This window comes from Flavobacterium sp. CECT 9288 (genome assembly GCF_918731615.1).
Classification (GTDB): Bacteria; Bacteroidota; Bacteroidia; order Flavobacteriales; family Flavobacteriaceae; genus Flavobacterium.
The window spans coordinates 173,233-190,636 of the sequence record NZ_OU957226.1; the positions used below are offsets into that span (position 1 = coordinate 173,233).

Genomic DNA, 17,404 nt, shown 5'->3' on the forward strand with positions numbered 1-17,404 from the left:
TGAAAAGCGTTTATACGTTTTTCAAATTGATAATTTCTTGTTCAGTAAGTAACCTCCAGTTTCCTCTTGGTAAATTCTTTTTGGTCAAACCAGCAAAAGCAACTCTGTCGATTCGCAATACATCATAGTCAAAATGCTCAAAAATAGAACGAACTACTTTTACATTAGCAGAACGCAATTGCAATCCAATTTCACTTTTTGCTTCACCTTCAATGTAGCTTACTTCTTCAACAAAAACACGGTGACCGTCTAGTGTTAATCCTTTTTGGATTTTTTCTAAATCTTCAAATTTTAGATTTTTGTCTAATGAAACTTGGTAAATCTTAGATGATTTTTGACTTGGTAACGTAAATTTACGAATCATATCAGTATCATTCGTGAACAACAACAAACCAGTTGTGTTTTTGTCCATTCTCCCAACCGCACCAATTTTTGCAGTCGTTGAACCTTTAACCAGTTCCAAAACGTTACGGTATTCCTGACCTTCGTCCATGGCAGTCGTAAAGTTTTTCGGTTTGTTCAACAAGATGTATACTTTTTTCTCCGGAGTCAATGTAGATCCATCAAAATTCACAACATCACCTGGTTTTACCATGTATCCCATTTCGGTTACAGGAATTCCATTTACTTTTACCGTTCCAGATTGTATGTAAATATCGGCATCACGACGTGAGCACGCACCAGAATTGGCAATATATTTATTCAAACGAATTTCGTCTTTTACTTTCGGTCTCTTTGGTGCTTGATTTGGTTTTTTCTCTACTTTGTCAGTAGCAATATCGGCAACTTTAGTAGTAACTTTAACTTTTTTCGGCCCTTGAGCGCGCTTCTGCATGGCAGGTTTTGGCTTATTCGAACTTGGTCTTGAGCTGTTTGCTCTTGGACCACTTTTCTTATTATTGCCTTCCTTGTTATTCATAATATTCCAATAATTTATGCAAAGATACTATTTATATACTTGACAATCAATAACCACCAATTATAAAAACGCTAACTGGCTAGTTAGTAAGCTAATTAATGTATTTAAGTATCGTTTTTTTTGGAGCTAATTCCCGCTATCCGTTGCAATCTTTTCTTTTTTAAAGGGAAAAAGAAAAGGATTTTCACTGCAAACGAAGTTCACTGAATTCCGCTGAAAGTAGAAATATAGTGAAGTAATCGGGGCTATCTTCAATGAAACATTTGGTAGTCTTTCAGCGTATTTATGCAACCTTTTTATATGCTAGAACTAGAATAAATTTAAACAGTCATCAATAATTTTTTTCCGTGCCACAGTACACTCGGATTAATGAGTACAATACAAAAAACACCTGCAACAATAAGAAATTTCAAGACGTTGTGAAGCAATAAAAATTGAGATTTAGCATTAGATTTCCACAAGTAAAGCAAGAAAAAAATCAAAACAATAAGGCTGGAGTAAAAGTAAATATCCATGTACCCCACATCATAAATAGCAATCAAAAGATATACAGGCACTATAGTGAGTAGGGTTAGTAAAGTAATGACTTTTTTAGATTGTGATTCGCCATACACCACAGGAATTGTCTGGTAACTATTGATTAAATCGCCTTTTAAGTTCTCTAAATCTTTGATCATTTCTCGTATGAGCAGTAATAAAAATAAAAAGGATGCATGAGCAAAAATAACCCCAAGTTGTTGTTTGTAATTTTCAATTTCTTCAAATGGAATCCGCGTATAAAAATACAGAAGTATCGCAAAAAAAGGCATTACAGCCAGAAACGAAGCGGTAAGATTTCCTATTATAGGATGTTTTTTTATTTTATGGGAATAAAACCAAATAAAAAAGATGTATGCTGAAAAGAACAAAAATACACGCCAAGATACAAACAACGCCATCAAAGCTACGATAAAGTTTAGTGTAAAATAGACTTGTAATTTGGTTTTTTGACTCACCAAACGATCTAACATCGATTTAGTAGGCCTGTTGATTAAATCCTTTTGACTGTCGTAAAAATTATTGATGATGTAACCCGAAGCAATCGTAAGTGACGAGGCAAAAACCAGTATAAAAAGATTGAAATTGAGAACAATGTCAAGTGCTCTTTTTTCTGGTGCCAATATAAAAATCGCCGAAAGATATTGTGCGATAATAATTACAGGTATGTTATATCCTCGCACAACAGAGAACAAACTTGCAATTTTCATTATTAGAAGTTTGTGCTGTCTGCTTAACATTTTAAATTGGTTAAAGAGTATTTGAGTACGTGGTACAAATGAGTGTATTAAGAAACTCCCTGATGAATGAGTCAGGGAGTTTGTATTTTTTAAAACTGATAAACTACTTCTAGTTTGTAATCTTTAAGAGAAGCTTTGGCTCTTTCTAAGTCTTCGGTAAAACCAAGAATGTAACCACCTCCACCAGATCCGCAAAGTTTCAGGTAATAGTCATTACTGTCAATACCTTGTTGCCAAATGCCGTGAAATTGCTCAGGAATCATTGGTTTAAAGTTATTTAAAACTACTTTTGAAAGTTTCTTCGTGTTCATGAATAGTGATTTCATATCTCCGCCTAAGAAATTTTCAACGCAAGCATCGGTGTATTTTACAAATTGATTTTTCAACATGGTTCTAAAACCTTTGTCTTTCAGGTTTTCCATAAAGATATTTACCATCGGTGCGGTTTCGCCCACAATACCTGAATCTAACAAAAATACAGCGCCTTTGCCATCAAAACTTTGAGTAGGAATTCCTGTTGCTTCGATATTATCTTTCGAATTAATCAAAATTGGAATGCTCAAGTAACTATTTAAAGGGTCTAAACCAGAACTTTTCCCGTGGAAAAAACTCTCCATTTGAGAAAAGATATTTTTTAACTGCAATAATTTTTCACGAGTTAGGTTCTCTAAAACCGTGATTTTGTGGTGAGCGTATTTATCATAAATAGCTGCAACTAAAGCGCCACTACTACCTACACCGTAACCTTGGGGAATACTAGAGTCAAAATACATTCCCGTATTAACATCTTCTTTTAATAAGTCAAGGTCAAACGTCACCAAATCCGGCTGCTCTGTTTGCAAAGTTTCAAGATAACTTACAAATCGTTTTAAGTGTCCGTTTGATTTGATTGCTTCCTCAGATGGATTTTCGTCTCTTTTTAAAGCACCGTTGTAAAAGTTATAAGGAATAGAAAGCCCTTTTGAGTCACGAATGATTCCGTATTCTCCAAAGAGTAATATTTTTGAATAAAATAATGGTCCTTTCATATGTATTTTTAAATTAACAATTTGGGGTTGGTAATTATACTGTATTTATTTTTATAAATCCAATTGATCGCCTCGATTGTCTTCTTGGATTTTAATTTCAATTTGCTCTTGTTCTTCGGCTGATAGTTCCGTCCAAACAGTTTGTTGCTGTGTTTCAAAAACGTTTCTAATTGCTACTAATAATGGAGCATCATTAGTTGCGAGTAACATTTTGATCAATTCTATTTTTTCTGATTGAATATCCATCAACTTCTTTTTTTAAGAATGTTTAAAGATACACAAAAAAAAGATTAAACAAGCGCTGCTCCGTTTCCTATTTGATCACAAATGTACTGCCCATTTTGACAATAGCCAACTAATTCGTCCTTAATAAATTGTAAAACTTTTTCGCTAACGTTTTCGGGATACAAAACGTGTACATTGGCACCTGCATCTAGCGTGAAACAAACAGGTATTTTGGTCTCATTCCTGAATTTCCAAATGGTATTAATGATTTGTAATGTGTTTGGTTTCATCAAGATAAAATACGGCATAGAAGTCATCATCATGGCGTGCAAGGTCAAGGCTTCACTTTCTACAATTTTGATAAACGCGTCTAAATCGCCACTTTCAAAAATAGTAATCAGTGCATCTAGATTTTCATGCGCTTGAGCAAATCGCCTTTCGGCAAAAGGATGGTTGTGCATCAAGTCATGACCAACGGTGCTCGAGACTTGTTTTTCGCCTTTATCAACCAGTAAAATGGTGTCTTGAAAATTTTTAAAATTAGTATGAATCGCATGCGGAAATTCCACTCCAAATAAGTCTGAACTTCCTGGAATGTTTGCCTGATTGCCCCAAACCACGACTTGTCCTTTTACACTTCGGCAAGCACTTCCGGAACCCAAACGGGCAAGTAAAGACGCTTTTTGATAAAAATAATCTTCAGTCATTGCCGGGTTTAACACTTTTTCTAAACTCATTAAGTTCATGGCTAGAGCTGCCATTCCTGATGCCGATGACGCAATTCCGGAACTGTGCGGAAACGTATTTTCGGTGTCAATTGTAAAATGATAGTCTTTTAAAAACGGCAAATAGATTTCTATTCGCTCCAAAAACTTTTGAATTTTCGGTTTGAAATCTTCTTTAGGTTGCCCTTCAAAAAGTAAATCAAAAGAGAAAGAACCGTCGTTTTCTTTTTTGGCGAAAGCCAATTCGGTAATCGTTTTGCAATTATTCAACGTAAAACTCACCGATGGATTAGCTGGAATTTGATTCTCTTTTTTCCCCCAGTATTTTACGAGTGCAATATTACTAGGTGCACTCCATTGAAAACTCCCGCTTTCAACAGTATTGGTATATGATGATGGAATAAAATCGTTTGCTGCAATCATAAAATGAAAAATTTACGCAAAGATACTTTTTTTACTGTATTTGTTTCTTGGTTTAGTACGCAATTAGTTGCAAAGTTTTGAGTACTTTTGGATGGTAAAATAAAAGTCCCATGAACAAATTTCTCAAAATAATCATAGCGGTCGCAGCTTGTCTTGCCATTGGATATACATCAGGAATGGTGACTCGCTCATCTATTACAACTTGGTATCCTACTTTGATCAAACCAAGTTTTAATCCGCCCAATTGGATTTTTGCACCGGTTTGGAGTACCTTGTATGCCATGATGGGTGTGGCTGCAGGATTCGTGTGGAGCGAAATTAAAAGCAATGAAGAGGTCGTAAAAAAAGCCTTAATTTTCTTTTTGATACAACTAGGACTAAATGCTTTATGGTCGTATTTGTTTTTTGGTTTGCATAACCCAATGCTCGCAGGATTAGAAATTATTGTGCTGTGGTTAATGATTTATGAAACCTACGTTCAGTTTTCAAAAATTAACAAGATTGCTGGGTATTTGTTTATTCCTTATTTGGCTTGGGTGAGTTTTGCTGCGGTTTTGAACGGAAGTATTTGGTGGTTGAATAGATAGTTGATAGTCTTCAGTCTCAGTTTTCAGTCTCAGTAAACAGTTTGTTCAATCACTAAAAGTTGAGAGGCTTTTGAATTGCAGTATTTTACTGCTCATAAATTCCTGGAGCGAAAGTATATTTTGCTGTGCAGCAATTATTTTCGACTTGGGGTCTTTGTTACAAAAATCTAGAAAAGTAGCAATTTCTTCTTGACGAAGTTGTAAGTTGTCAGTATAAAATTCTGTTTCGATTTGGGTTTTTGCTGCTACCGCGAAAGGTAATACAGGACCTTTTGTCTCAATGTCGGTAGTTTTCTTTTTGAACAGCTTGGCAATCATTCCGCCAATCCTCATTATATCCATGCCGTTTTCAATGGTACCATCGTAAACCCCTGGATTTTTTAGTTTGCTAGCATTTTTCTCTAATGTGTACTGATCTCGTTTTGCTTGTTCCCATTTGGCATCTTTACTTAATTTGATTGAAGGAGTGTTTTGTACCACTACTTCTTTTAGTTCTTCCACTTTAGCGACCAAAGTCATGCTGATGAAACCTTGTTTTAAAATTGCAGCTGTAACTTTCAATTCTTTTATTTCATGATTTTTGGCTACAAAAACCAATTGATCGTTGGCTTCAACTGTAATGGTAAATTTACCTTCAGTATCTGTCAAGGCCGCATTTTTACTTGTAGCATTGATAACCTCGACCTTGTTTGCTACAGTTTTATCAAAAACAACTTTCCCTTGAATGCGCTCTGTAACTTGTGAGAATCCAGTTTGATAAAGCACAAAAAGAAGTAAAGTGAGTAATTTTGTTTTCATAAAGTTCTGATAATAGACTGGTAAAGGTATCAGAATCATCTTAAATAAAACTTACTGAAGGTTTAAACTCTTGTTAATTAAAATCAAATAGAGTTCGCCACAATAAACCCACTTGTCCAAGCATTTTGAAAATTGAAACCGCCTGTAATAGCATCAATATTGACAATTTCACCAGCAAAATAGAGGTTTTTATGTAGTTTGCTTTCCATGGTTTTGAAGTTGATTTCTTTTAAATCAATTCCGCCAGCTGTTACAAATTCTTCCTTAAACGTACTTTTTCCATTAACTTGAAAAGTTCCTTTCGTCAATTGATTCGCTAGATTTTGTACTTGCGTTTTGGACAAATCAGCCCATTTTGTTTCAGTTTCGATTCCAGAGGCAAGTACTAAACTTTCCCATAATCTGTTGGTTAGTTCGAATGGTGATTTCTTAGAAACTGATTTCTTTGCGTGTTCTTGTTTTAAGTCTTTCAGCTTTTTCTCAACATCTGCTGTGTCTTCATCATTCAACCAATTCACGAAAATGGTAAATTGATAATTTTTGTCATGCAAAATGCGTGCTCCCCAAGCGGAGAGTTTCAAAATTGCTGGGCCGCTCATTCCCCAATGTGTAATTAATAACGGTCCTGTTGATGTAAGTTTGGTGTCCTTTACGGTCACGGTTACATGTGTGGCAACGCCAGGTAACTCTTTTATTCTGGAATCTTTGATGTTGAAAGTGAATAGGGAAGGAACTGGGCTGACAACTGCGTGACCAAAATTTTGTAACATTTCCCAAACTTTTGGATTGCTGCCTGTAGCTAAAATTAGCTTTTCAGAAAGATAATTCTCGGTTTGTGTTTCGATCTTCCAAACGTTTTCTCCCGAAACTTCGGGATTGAAAATAGATTGTACACTTTGTCCTGTAATAACTGCGATTCCGAGTTTCTGTGTGGCTTTCAAAAAACAATCAATAATGGTTTGTGAGGAATTCGAAACGGGGAACATGCGTCCGTCAGCTTCGATTTTTAATTCTACGCCATGTTTTTCGAACCATTCAATCGTATCGCCTGAACAAAACTGATGAAAAGGACCACGTAATTCTTTTTCGCCACGAGGGTAAAATTTTACCAATTCATTTGGTTCAAAGCAAGCGTGCGTTACATTGCAACGTCCACCACCGGAAATACGAACTTTTTGCAATACTTCAGCACCGCGTTCTAAAATTGCGACTTTCAGTTTTGGTTTTTTTTCGACGATATTAATCGCTGTAAAAAATCCTGCTGCGCCACCACCTACAATTATTATATCGAAATTTTGATTCATTTTTTAACCATTAAGAGAGTTAAGATTTTTAAGCTTATTGATGAGTTCATCAAGAGTTATAATTTACGTAAAGGTTAAGAATTTTGAGCCATTTTTTAAACATTAAAAAAGTTAAGTTTTAATGTTTAATTTTGAATTTATATTTACTTAACAGGCTTAATTCACTTAATGGTTGATTATTTCGAGTCATTATTTTAACCATTAAGAGAGTTAAGATTTATAAGTTTAATCATCAGCTAACCTTGAAAAATATTCGTTAATTAGGGGTTTGCATGATTTTGTGATGTTGGTGGTATTGAAATTGATTAGCAATCCTTGCGGAATACTTAATAGTTTCATGTAGGTCAATAGTTTAGCTTCATCAATTGGGTGGAATTTTTCAACGGTTTTCAACTCTACAATGATAGCATCATTTACAAGTAAATCCAATCGAAGTGGATGTGCGAGTTCTAAATCATAGTAATCTATTTCAATATTTAATTGTTGTTTTACATTATACCCATTTTTTTCTAACTCATATTTCAAGCATTCTTCATAAATTTTTTCTAATAGTCCTGGCCCTAGTTTTTTGTGAACTTTTATGGCATAACCAATAATTTCATAGGATAATTGCGTTATCTCTTTTTTTGTCATAAACATAATTATTTACCTCGTTGCTTAATTGACTTAACTCTCTTAATGGTTTAAAAATAAAATCTTATTCGGAAAAAAGCTAATAATAATATCGAAATTCTGGTTCATATTCTATCAGGGAAATCGGTTATGATTCCGTTTAAGTTGTATTTTTTTATTTTTTGAATGTCTTCGACTTCATTGATGGTCCAAGGGAAAATCTGAAAACCTTTTTCCTGGATATGCGCTGTGTTTTCTATTGTCAATAAATGAAAATACGGATGAATTGATTTTGCTTGTATCGTTTCGGCGAAAGCCAAAGCCAAGTCTAAATCAGTTTCTGTTAAAACCCCGATGCCAATTTTGCTATTTAGTAAAGCTACTTGTTGCAACGCGTTCCAATCAAAACTAGAAACTAAAAAATGTTCGTAATTCCAGCCCTTTTTAGTAACATACTTTTCAATTAGCGCCACCACTTTATCAGTTGTATCATGACTTTTGATTTCGATATTGATGAAACACTTTTGGTTTACTAGATCAAAAACTTCTTGTAACGTGGGGATTTCGTATTTTCCTTCTATTAAAAAAGCCTTCAATTCCTGCAAAGATAATGTGTTTACAAAACCTTTTCCATTGGTTGTTCGGTCAATTGTTTCGTCGTGAATTACGATTATTTCGCCATCAGCACTCAAATGCACATCGAGTTCAATGCCGTCCACGTGCATATCTAATGCTTTTTGAAAGGAAACCAAAGTATTTTCGGGTTCGTATCCTTTTGCGCCGCGATGTCCAATTTTGAGCATTGTTTTCGGTTTTGAGGCAAAGGTAAACATAAAAAAAACGCCTTCATTTCTAAAGGCGTTCTAGTGTAAATATTTTTAGACTTATTTTTTTAATTCTAATAAAACGATGTCAAATTCAGTATTTATGGTCACTTTTCCATTAGTAACAACAGATTCTTTTCCTGAATACGCATCTTTCACTTTGGTTCCGTCAGCGAAAATTGTTCCCACTGAAAGTTCTTTAGTTCCACTTTTTAAATCCAAGCCAACAACTACTTTATCTGTATAGTCTCCTTGTGAGAAAGTTCTAGAAAAAGTATAGGGTTGAGCCGAAATTTGTTTGTGAATTCCTGCTCCAACTGATGGATGATTTTTTCTGAATTGACCTAATTTTTGCCAATGCAACAACGTTTTTTGAGTTTCAGGATTTGATTTAATTTCATCCCAATTCATAAAAGATCGTAAAGTTGCATCGCCTTGTGTTCCTTCAATTACTAAAGAACGAGCGCTTTCGTCACCGTAATATACTTGCGAAACTCCTGGCGAAAGCAGTAATTTGGTTCCCGTTTCCTTATTTTTAGTACGTTTCGCATCAAACGGTGCACCGTCGTCGTGCGATGACATATAATTCAAGACACTAAAGCCTTTCAAGTCATTATTCAGTTTGTTAGAGTATTTGGAGAAAATAAATTCATAATCTTTTTGAGCATCCCACTTGAATTCGAAATTGATCATGTTGTTGAAACCATTTTTAAAATAGTTTACTTTTTTATCGCCAAAATCAAAATCTTGACCGCCGCTGATGCCATAATTATAGACTTCGGCAATGGTGTAAAAGGAGTTGTTATCCAATACTTTTGTTGGATTGTTTTTCTTCCAAGTTTCAAATGCGTAATCACATTGTGTTTTGAAATCGACCCAAACGGTTTCATCTGTGTGTTTTACGGTGTCGCCGCGATATCCGTCAATTCCGTATTCCGTAATATAATCCGTCAGCCATTTGATGATGTAATATTTTGGTACTCTTGGATATCCGGTGCGAGCAAAAAACGCATCGAGTTCTTTCATTTCTCGTTCGTAACGGCCTTCTTTTTTCCATTTTTCGATTAAAATAGTAGGTAAAGCCACAGTTTGATTGCTTTCGGTTTTAACATCAGGTAAGTTGGTTACAAGTGTGCAGGCAGTTGTGTTTTCAAAGGATTTGTAATCACAAGTTGGACCTGTTCGAACCCAATCTTGCGGCCAAACGCTATCAATAGGAGTAACTGGCCCGGTGTGATTGATAACCCCGTCAAGAATAATTCGGATGCCGTGTGCATGTGCTTTTTGTACCAGTGTTGCTAGATCTTCTTTCGTTCCAAAGTTTGGGTCTAAAGCCGTCCAATCTTTGGCCCAGTAGCCGTGAAAGCCATAGCTCAAGCCAGTACCTTCATCGACACCATCGTGAATTTGCTCTACTACAGGAGTAAACCAAATGGCATTAATGCCGAGTTTGTCAAAATAGCCTTCGTCAATTTTTTGAGAAATTCCTTTGATATCACCACCTTCAAAACCACGCAGTTTTCCAGTAGTTTTGCTTCTGTCAAAGTTTAGGTCGTTTAATTTGTCGCCATTATTAAAACGATCCGTCATCAAAAAGTACACATTCGCTCCTTCCCAAACGAAAGGAGTTTTGTTACTTTCAACAACTGTTTGTGCATTGGAGCAACTGTTTAAAGTTATCATTGTCAATAGTAAAAGAGAGTATTTTTTCATTTTTTTTAGTAGTAAATAATTTGATTTTGAAACATATAAGTCATATTAGTTACTTTCAAATTTCTTAAATGACTTTTATGGTTTATACTATTTCAACTCTAAAATCAAAACCGATTTAGCTTCGATTTTAATTTCATTGGTAACGTCAAAAGTAAGTTCAGAAATAACGTCTTTTCCTGATTGAAAGTTTTTAATGTTCTCTTTAAAACGATCGGTTTTTATCGTTTTGGTTTCGTTACTGTTGTTCATGATCACCATCACGGTTTCATCATTGTTGTATCTAAAATACACGTAAACATTGTTCTCCGGAATGTAATGCGTCATTTTTCCATAATGAATGACTGTTTTTGATTTCCTCCAATTGAATAACTTAGCCGTAAAATCAAAGTATTCGTTTTGGGCTATAGATCGTCCTTCTTTAGTAAAAGCGTTGTTTGCATCGCCTTCCCATCCGCCAGGGAAATCTTGACGAATATCAGCATCACCCTTATCTTTGTTTCCGGCCATACCTATTTCGCTACCGTAATACAATTGAGGAATTCCGCGAACAGTTGCAAGAATTGTCATGGCCATTTTATATTTTCTAATGTCTTTTCCATAAGTTTCATTGATCCGATTGGTGTCATGATTCTCCGCAAAAATTAAAGTATTGTTTGGGTTTGGATATAAAAAATCATTCGAGAAATTGTCGTAAAATCGCATCAAGCCTTTGTCCCATCCTGCATCGTCTTCGTTGAATGCTTTGGTTGTGGCTTCGTAGAGTGTGAAATCCATCACACTTGGTAAGTTTGAGTTGTAGTTTTGGATTGCTGAAATTTTACTGTCTTTTTGCCAATAGGCCATTTGCGCTTGACTTTGCATCCAGACTTCGCCAACGATATTAAAATTTGGGTATTCGTTGGTAATGGCTTTTGTCCACGTGGCAATTCCTGCTGGATCAGAATAGTTGTAAGTGTCTACTCGAAATCCATCCAAATCAGCTGATTCAATCCACCAAATGGCATTTTGAATCAGGTATTTTAAAGTCAAAGTATTTTTCAAATTCAAATCGGGCATCGATGGTACGAACCAGCCGTCAATAGCTACTTTTTTATCAATTTCAGACGCATTGATATCATGAATAACAGTTCGTTTGTGATTGGTTTGTGTGTATTTTTCAAATTGGTTAATCCAATCTTTTGTGGGTAAATCTTTAACCATCCAGTGTTCAATGCCCCAATGGTTGGTTACATAATCCATCACCAGTTTCATGTCTCTTTTATGCATTTCAGAAGCCAATCTAGCATAATCAGCATTAGTTCCATAACGCGGATCAATTTTATACACATCAGATTGACCATAGGTATGGTAGGAATGTTTTGCATCATTATCTTCGCAAAGCGGCGTGCTCCAAATGGTTGTTGCGCCTAAGGATGAAATGTAATCTAGGTTTTTAATAATTCCTTCAATATCGCCACCGTGTCTTCCACCAGGTAAATCTCTATTGTACTTTTCTTGGGTCGAATTTTCACTGTCGTTATTTGCGTTCCCATTCGCAAATCGGTCTGGCATCAATAAATACATCATATCCGATGAGTCGAAACTTTTGCGTTGCGCTGAGTTTTCTCTTCTTTGCTTCAAAGAATATTTCTGTGTAAACGTTTCTCTGTTTTTACTTTTAAAGGTAAATGTAAAATCAGAGGTGGGGACTTTTTTGGTATCAATGGTAACAAAAAGATAGTTTGGATTTTCTGTCTTTTGAACGAAGCTTATTTTTACCCCATTAGAAACCGTGACTTGATATTGAGAAATGTCCTTGCCATAAAACAGAATCTGCAATTCTGTATTTTTCATTCCTGCATACCAAAACGGTGGTTCCATTTTGTCAATTTGAGCGTGTAGCGTTACAGACATAAAAAAAAGGAATAAGGTTATCTTTTTAAAAAAATTCCTGTTAGCTAAAGATAGAGAAATAATTTTGTCCATGGTCTATGATATAATTTTAAAAAGCGAGGTTAGAAAAGCTGATGCTATGTCTAGGTGTATTCTACTGTTAAATGTACTTAAGAATCAACATTATGTAAACAATCCCAATGGAAATTGGGATTGTTTTTTCCTAGTAAAGGAATTTTTAAATGATAGATTGTACTACAAGTTCTAACATTTTTTTATACTGCAAGTGCGTTTTCTGGAGAGACCATAACCTGCTCTCCGTTTACTACAATTGTCAATTCTGTATTGCCAACAATAGAGAAAGTAGTTTCTTTGTGATTGATATTCACAGTCAAAATTTGATTTCTGAAATTGATTTTAAACGAATATGCTGTCCATTCTTTTGGGATTTTTGGCGAAAAATGAAGTGTATTATCTTTAACTCGCATTCCGCCAAAACCTTCTACGATACTCATCCAAGTTCCTGCCATTGAGGTTATATGACAACCTTCTTCTACTTCTTTATTGTAATCATCAAGATCTAGGCGTGACGTTCTTAAATAGAAGGTATAAGCCATATCCATTTTGTCTAACAAAGCCGCTTGAATAGAGTGTACACAAGGTGAAAGTGAACTTTCATGAACCGTAAAGGATTCGTAGAATTCAAAATTATTTTTCAGTTCTTCTTTCGTAAAATGATCTTCAAAGAAATAAAAACACTGTAAAACATCGGCTTGCTTGATGTATGGCGAACGTAAAATGCGATCCCAAGACCATTTTTGATTGATAGGTCTTTGGCTTTTATCCAAATCAGCTACGCGAACCAAATCTTTCTCTAGGAAACCATCTTGCTGTAAGTATACATTATGTTCTTCCGAAAACGGAAAGTACATATTGTCCGAAACTTTTTTCCAAGATTGTAATTCTGCGTCTGTGATGTTTACTTTTTCAGTAATTCTTTTGTGATCTGATGGATATTCCAGGGATACTTTCTGAATTTGTTCGTAGGTATAATCCAAACACCATTTTGCAATATAATTGGTATAGAAATTATTGTTTACGTTGTTCTCATACTCGTTTGGACCCGTTACACCAAGAATTACATATTGGTTTAAATTTGCTGAAAAATTCGCTCTTTGATGCCAGAAACGAGCAATACCAATAAGGACTTCAAGACCCTTTTCAGGAATGTAGCTGTAATCACCAGTATATCTGTAAAAGTTGTAAATAGCAAATGCTATGGCTCCATTTCTATGAATTTCTTCAAACGTTATTTCCCATTCGTTATGGCATTCTTCACCGTTCATAGTAACCATTGGGTATAAAGCTGCACCATTAGTAAATCCTAATTTAGTTGCATTTTCAATGGCTTTGTCTAATTGATTGTAGCGGTACGTCAACAAGTTGCGCGCTACTTCTTGATCCTTAGTCGCCATGTAAAACGGAATACAGTATGCTTCGGTATCCCAATAGGTAGAACCACCATATTTTTCGCCAGTGAAACCTTTTGGTCCAATATTCAAACGAGAATCTTTACCAAGATAGGTTTGGTTCAATTGAAAAATATTGAAACGAATTCCTTGTTGTGCTTTGACATCGCCATCAATAGTAATATCTGACATTTCCCAAATTTTTGCCCAAGCGTCAATCTGATCCAGTAGCATTTGGTCATAGCCCAAAGTTAAGGCAGCTTGTATGACTTTTTCGGCAGCAGTAACAGTGTTTTCATGGTTTAAAGAAACCGTGTAACCTCCAATTTTTTGGATAGATGATTTTTGGCCTTGAGCCACAATTACATCGTAGCTAAATTGGATTTTATCTGTAGTGGCATCAATATTTGATGGTGAAATTCCTGTTTTTTCACCATTAGTTAAAATGCTGTTGTGCATGAATGTGGTTGCCTTGAAATGGGTTTTGAAGGTTTGAGCCGTTACAAAAGCTTCATTTCCTGATTTTTTCACATCAAGGGGTTCCCAGAATTTCTCTTCCCAGTTGGCATCTTCATTAGTTACACCGGCATCAATATAAGGTTTGAATACAATTTTAGAATCTTTGTTCAAAGGTGTAATTTCATAATGGATAAGCCCAACTTCATCCAAGACGATAGAAAGAAAACGCTTGATGCTAACTGAAATTTCTGTTCCATTTTTTAAGGTGGCTTCAAAAGAACGGTGGTACCAACCTTCTTTCATATTCAATTCACGACGAAAGTTTTTGACATCGGTACAGGTATTCAAATCGAATTTTTCACCGTTGATTTCAATGTCAATCCCAATCCAGTTTGGTGCATTTAAAACCTTTGCAAAATATTCTGGATATCCGTTTTTCCACCAGCCTACTTTTGTTTTATCTGGATAATAAATTCCAGCAATGTAGCTGCCTTGGAAGGTTTCTCCGCTATAATTTTCTTCAAAATTAGCGCGTTGTCCCATAGCTCCGTTGCCAATACTAAACAAACTTTCGGATGATTTTACACGTTCGGCATCAAAACCTTCTTCTATGATGGACCAATTGTCTGGTTTTATATAATCTTGATTCATTCTTTTATTATTTAAAAATTCAAAAATTTAAAGATTGTTTTTAGCTTGGTACAATCAGATTTTTTTGTTTTTGAATCTTGTTTTTATTTTCTAAGTAAAACTTCTATAAATTGGGTGTCGATAGCTGTAAAATCATTAAAGATGTATTTAGCTTCCTGCAAAGTAGTTGCATCTCCAATTCCTACACTAATCATATTTGCGATATTTGCTGCTTGAACTCCCGCCACTGAATCCTCAAAAACGATTGAATCTTCTGGTTTTATGTTCAATAATTTTGCAGCCATCAAGAAAACTTCTGGATCAGGTTTGGCATTGGTCACATCATTTCCATCAACTACAGCATCAAAATAGGGTAGCAGTCCTGTTTTTTCTAAAATAGGTCTCGCATTTTTACTGGCTGAACCTAATGCTATGGGTTGATTGTTTTCTTTTAGAAATTGTAAAATTCTAAAAACTCCCGGTAGAATTTCGCTTTCATTCATGTCTACTAAATACGTCAAGTAGTCTTCATTTTTTTGAAGCAACCATCGGTCTTTGTCTTCTTGTGATGCAGTTACTTTTCCTAAATCTAAAATAATATCCAAAGAGCGCACGCGGCTTACTCCTTTTAATAATTCATTGTGCTCGTGTGTAAAATCGATGTCAAGTGAATTAGCAATTTTTTTCCAAGCCAAATAATGGTATTTAGCCGTATCTACAATTACGCCGTCAAGGTCGAATATAAATGCTTTAATGTTATTCATTTAAATTAATTTTCGATTTGTCATTAATGGTTAAAGCTATTAGTCCGGCAAGAATCATAGATGCTCCACCAATTAGTAAAGCATAAATAGGTTCACTGTTAAAAAATTGAGAAACTAAAAACCCTAAAATAGAAGCTGCTACTAACTGAGGAATTACAATAAAAAAGTTAAAAACTCCCATGTAATACCCCATTTTGCTAGATGGTAATGAACCTGAAAGCATTGCATATGGGATTGATAAAATACTAGCCCATGCAATTCCAACTCCAATCATCGGAAGCCATTCCATTGTGAAAACCGTTGGTTCAGAAATAAAATAAACAGAAATTAAACCTAGTCCTCCACAAACTAACGCTACGAAATGAGTAAATTTTCTGCTAGTATATTTGGCTAATACTGGCAAAAGAAATGCGGCTATCGCTGCAATTAAATTGTAGTTGGCAAACATTTCACCCACTTGATTTGCGCCAATATTGTAGGCTTCAGAAGTTGTGTCTGTTGTTTTGTAAATGTGTTGTGTAACTGCAAGTGTAGTGTAAATCCACATTGAAAAAAGTGCAAACCAAGAAAAGAATTGTACCCACGCCAATTGTTTCATTATTTTGGGCATGAACTGAAAATCATTCATTATTGTTACAAAACCATTTTCTGTATTATTTGCTTTTTGCAGTAAACCAGAAATCAGCATTGCTATTCCACCAAGACCAATTAATCCGATAGAAAGAACGTATAAATCCTTTTTCAAATCATAATTATAAATTGCAAATGAGAAGACAGCACTTACAACTAAAAATAATAATCCTTTACTTAAATGAGATTTACCATTTGCTAAAAACCATTCTTTTGAATGTGTTTCTTTTTGATAAGTTTCTTTGTTATGGTTTTCAAAAGCTTCTAATTCTGCTGGTGAATATTCTTTAGAAGTTAAAACTGTCCATAATACTGTTAGCAGGAAAGCTATTCCGCCAAGGTAAAATGAATATTTAACAGAATCAGGAATTACACCTAGTGGAGCGGTATTGCTTACTCCAAAATGCGTAAAAATTAACGGAAGTTTAGAGGCAAAGTAAGCTCCAATTCCAATAAAAAAGCTTTGCATGGCAAAACCAGTCGTTCTTTGTGAATCAGGTAGATTGTCACCTACAAATGCACGAAAAGGTTCCATTGAAACATTTATGGAAGCATCCATAATCCATAGCATACCTGCAGCAAACCACAACATAGGAGAATTTGGCATTATGAATAAAGCGGCCGAGGCTAAAATGGCGCCAGCAAGAAAATAAGGTTTTCTTCTTCCCAATTTAGTCCAAGTTTTATCAGAGAAATATCCGATAATTGGCTGAATTATTAATCCAGTCATTGGAGCGGCAACCCATAAAATAGGAATGTCATCAATGTTAGCGCCGAGGGTTTGAAATATCCTGCTAACATTTGAATTTTGCAAAGCAAAACCCATTTGAATTCCCAGAAATCCAAAACTCATGTTCCAAATTTGCCAGAAATTTAATCTACGCTTTTCCATTATCGTAATTTAAAAATTAATACGATAAGCGCTATGCTTATCAAAACTTATCTTTATTTTCGAAGTAAAAGTTAAAGCTTTGCGGGGTAAATATAAAAAGATATTTGGAACAATTGTTTTGCAAATAGAAATATCAGCAATCTTTTTTAACTACAAGGTTGTAGTAATGAATATAATACAAGAATTTTTAAAAAATCAATTCAGTTTTCAGCTGCAGTTTAGAAAAAGGGACTAAAAACTGCAGCTGAAAACT

At 35.0% G+C, this 17,404-nt stretch carries 15 protein-coding genes; 1 reads left to right on the top strand and 14 read right to left on the bottom strand.

Going from position 1 to position 17,404, the window contains the following annotated elements; translation table 11 throughout:
* Positions 1–10: 10 nt before the first annotated feature.
* From LQ189_RS00770 to LQ189_RS00790, 5 genes are all read right to left on the bottom strand, one after another.
* On the bottom strand, positions 11–919 hold the full coding sequence (locus LQ189_RS00770; RefSeq protein ID WP_230153880.1) for a pseudouridine synthase: 909 nt from the start codon (positions 917–919) through the stop codon (positions 11–13).
* A 320-nt stretch (positions 920–1,239) separates the two neighbouring features.
* A complete protein-coding gene (locus LQ189_RS00775) occupies positions 1,240–2,196 on the bottom strand; it encodes a geranylgeranylglycerol-phosphate geranylgeranyltransferase (protein ID WP_230153881.1) in 957 nt (318 codons plus the stop codon).
* An 89-nt stretch (positions 2,197–2,285) separates the two neighbouring features.
* Positions 2,286–3,224: a mevalonate kinase gene (locus LQ189_RS00780; protein WP_230153882.1), complete on the bottom strand. Its 939-nt coding sequence runs from the start codon at positions 3,222–3,224 to the stop codon at positions 2,286–2,288.
* Positions 3,225–3,275: 51 nt separating this feature from the next.
* Positions 3,276–3,470, bottom strand: a complete 195-nt coding sequence (locus tag LQ189_RS00785; RefSeq protein ID WP_230153883.1) for a hypothetical protein — start codon at positions 3,468–3,470, stop codon at positions 3,276–3,278.
* A 44-nt stretch (positions 3,471–3,514) separates the two neighbouring features.
* Positions 3,515–4,597 (bottom strand): diphosphomevalonate/mevalonate 3,5-bisphosphate decarboxylase family protein, encoded by a 1,083-nt coding sequence (locus LQ189_RS00790; RefSeq protein WP_230153884.1) that lies wholly within the window; start codon positions 4,595–4,597, stop codon positions 3,515–3,517.
* Positions 4,598–4,707: 110 nt separating this feature from the next.
* On the opposite strand from LQ189_RS00790, the gene LQ189_RS00795 reads away from it, so the two are divergent.
* Positions 4,708–5,184, top strand: coding sequence for a TspO/MBR family protein (locus LQ189_RS00795; RefSeq protein ID WP_230153885.1), 477 nt, complete (start codon positions 4,708–4,710; stop codon positions 5,182–5,184).
* A 45-nt stretch (positions 5,185–5,229) separates the two neighbouring features.
* Here LQ189_RS00795 and LQ189_RS00800 read toward each other — a convergent pair whose 3' ends face one another.
* From LQ189_RS00800 to LQ189_RS00840, 9 genes are all read right to left on the bottom strand, one after another.
* Positions 5,230–5,982 carry a hypothetical protein gene (locus tag LQ189_RS00800; protein WP_230153886.1) on the bottom strand — a complete coding sequence of 251 codons (753 nt, stop codon included), beginning with the start codon at positions 5,980–5,982 and terminating at the stop codon, positions 5,230–5,232.
* 83 nt (positions 5,983–6,065) lie between these two features.
* On the bottom strand, positions 6,066–7,286 hold the full coding sequence (locus LQ189_RS00805; protein ID WP_230153887.1) for an NAD(P)/FAD-dependent oxidoreductase: 1,221 nt from the start codon (positions 7,284–7,286) through the stop codon (positions 6,066–6,068).
* A 225-nt stretch (positions 7,287–7,511) separates the two neighbouring features.
* Positions 7,512–7,919: a GxxExxY protein gene (locus tag LQ189_RS00810; protein ID WP_086452693.1), complete on the bottom strand. Its 408-nt coding sequence runs from the start codon at positions 7,917–7,919 to the stop codon at positions 7,512–7,514.
* Positions 7,920–8,023: 104 nt separating this feature from the next.
* Positions 8,024–8,701 carry a glycerophosphodiester phosphodiesterase family protein gene (locus tag LQ189_RS00815; protein WP_230153888.1) on the bottom strand — a complete coding sequence of 226 codons (678 nt, stop codon included), beginning with the start codon at positions 8,699–8,701 and terminating at the stop codon, positions 8,024–8,026.
* A gap of 81 nt (positions 8,702–8,782) precedes the next feature.
* Positions 8,783–10,435 (bottom strand): alpha-amylase family glycosyl hydrolase, encoded by a 1,653-nt coding sequence (locus LQ189_RS00820; RefSeq protein WP_230153889.1) that lies wholly within the window; start codon positions 10,433–10,435, stop codon positions 8,783–8,785.
* Positions 10,436–10,522: 87 nt separating this feature from the next.
* Entirely contained in the window at positions 10,523–12,295 is a 1,773-nt protein-coding gene (locus LQ189_RS00825; protein WP_230153890.1) for a glycoside hydrolase family 13 protein, read from the bottom strand.
* Between the two features lie 287 nt (positions 12,296–12,582).
* Positions 12,583–14,886 carry a glycoside hydrolase family 65 protein gene (locus LQ189_RS00830; protein ID WP_230153891.1) on the bottom strand — a complete coding sequence of 768 codons (2,304 nt, stop codon included), beginning with the start codon at positions 14,884–14,886 and terminating at the stop codon, positions 12,583–12,585.
* An 83-nt stretch (positions 14,887–14,969) separates the two neighbouring features.
* Positions 14,970–15,629 carry a beta-phosphoglucomutase gene (gene pgmB, locus LQ189_RS00835; RefSeq protein WP_230153892.1) on the bottom strand — a complete coding sequence of 220 codons (660 nt, stop codon included), beginning with the start codon at positions 15,627–15,629 and terminating at the stop codon, positions 14,970–14,972.
* The gene (locus tag LQ189_RS00840) at positions 15,622–17,151 is read right to left on the bottom strand and encodes an MFS transporter (RefSeq protein ID WP_230153893.1); all 1,530 of its coding nucleotides are present in this window, start codon (positions 17,149–17,151) and stop codon (positions 15,622–15,624) included. The genes pgmB and LQ189_RS00840 overlap by 8 nt, the downstream gene beginning before the upstream one ends.
* Between the last annotated feature and the right edge of the window lie 253 nt (positions 17,152–17,404).

Excerpts from the sequence above, each read along its gene's own strand:
- LQ189_RS00770 (WP_230153880.1), bottom strand. The coding sequence starts at position 919 with ATGAATAACAAGGAAGGCAATAATAAGAAAAGTGGTCCAAGAGCAAAC.
- LQ189_RS00775 (WP_230153881.1), bottom strand. The coding sequence starts at position 2,196 with ATGTTAAGCAGACAGCACAAACTTCTAATAATGAAAATTGCAAGTTTG.
- LQ189_RS00780 (WP_230153882.1), bottom strand. The coding sequence starts at position 3,224 with ATGAAAGGACCATTATTTTATTCAAAAATATTACTCTTTGGAGAATAC.
- LQ189_RS00785 (WP_230153883.1), bottom strand. The coding sequence starts at position 3,470 with ATGGATATTCAATCAGAAAAAATAGAATTGATCAAAATGTTACTCGCA.
- LQ189_RS00790 (WP_230153884.1), bottom strand. The coding sequence starts at position 4,597 with ATGATTGCAGCAAACGATTTTATTCCATCATCATATACCAATACTGTT.
- LQ189_RS00795 (WP_230153885.1), top strand. The coding sequence starts at position 4,708 with ATGAACAAATTTCTCAAAATAATCATAGCGGTCGCAGCTTGTCTTGCC.
- LQ189_RS00800 (WP_230153886.1), bottom strand. The coding sequence starts at position 5,982 with ATGAAAACAAAATTACTCACTTTACTTCTTTTTGTGCTTTATCAAACT.
- LQ189_RS00805 (WP_230153887.1), bottom strand. The coding sequence starts at position 7,286 with ATGAATCAAAATTTCGATATAATAATTGTAGGTGGTGGCGCAGCAGGA.
- LQ189_RS00810 (WP_086452693.1), bottom strand. The coding sequence starts at position 7,919 with ATGACAAAAAAAGAGATAACGCAATTATCCTATGAAATTATTGGTTAT.
- LQ189_RS00815 (WP_230153888.1), bottom strand. The coding sequence starts at position 8,701 with ATGCTCAAAATTGGACATCGCGGCGCAAAAGGATACGAACCCGAAAAT.
- LQ189_RS00820 (WP_230153889.1), bottom strand. The coding sequence starts at position 10,435 with ATGAAAAAATACTCTCTTTTACTATTGACAATGATAACTTTAAACAGT.
- LQ189_RS00825 (WP_230153890.1), bottom strand. The coding sequence starts at position 12,295 with ATGGAACCACCGTTTTGGTATGCAGGAATGAAAAATACAGAATTGCAG.
- LQ189_RS00830 (WP_230153891.1), bottom strand. The coding sequence starts at position 14,886 with ATGAATCAAGATTATATAAAACCAGACAATTGGTCCATCATAGAAGAA.
- pgmB (WP_230153892.1), bottom strand. The coding sequence starts at position 15,629 with ATGAATAACATTAAAGCATTTATATTCGACCTTGACGGCGTAATTGTA.
- LQ189_RS00840 (WP_230153893.1), bottom strand. The coding sequence starts at position 17,151 with ATGGAAAAGCGTAGATTAAATTTCTGGCAAATTTGGAACATGAGTTTT.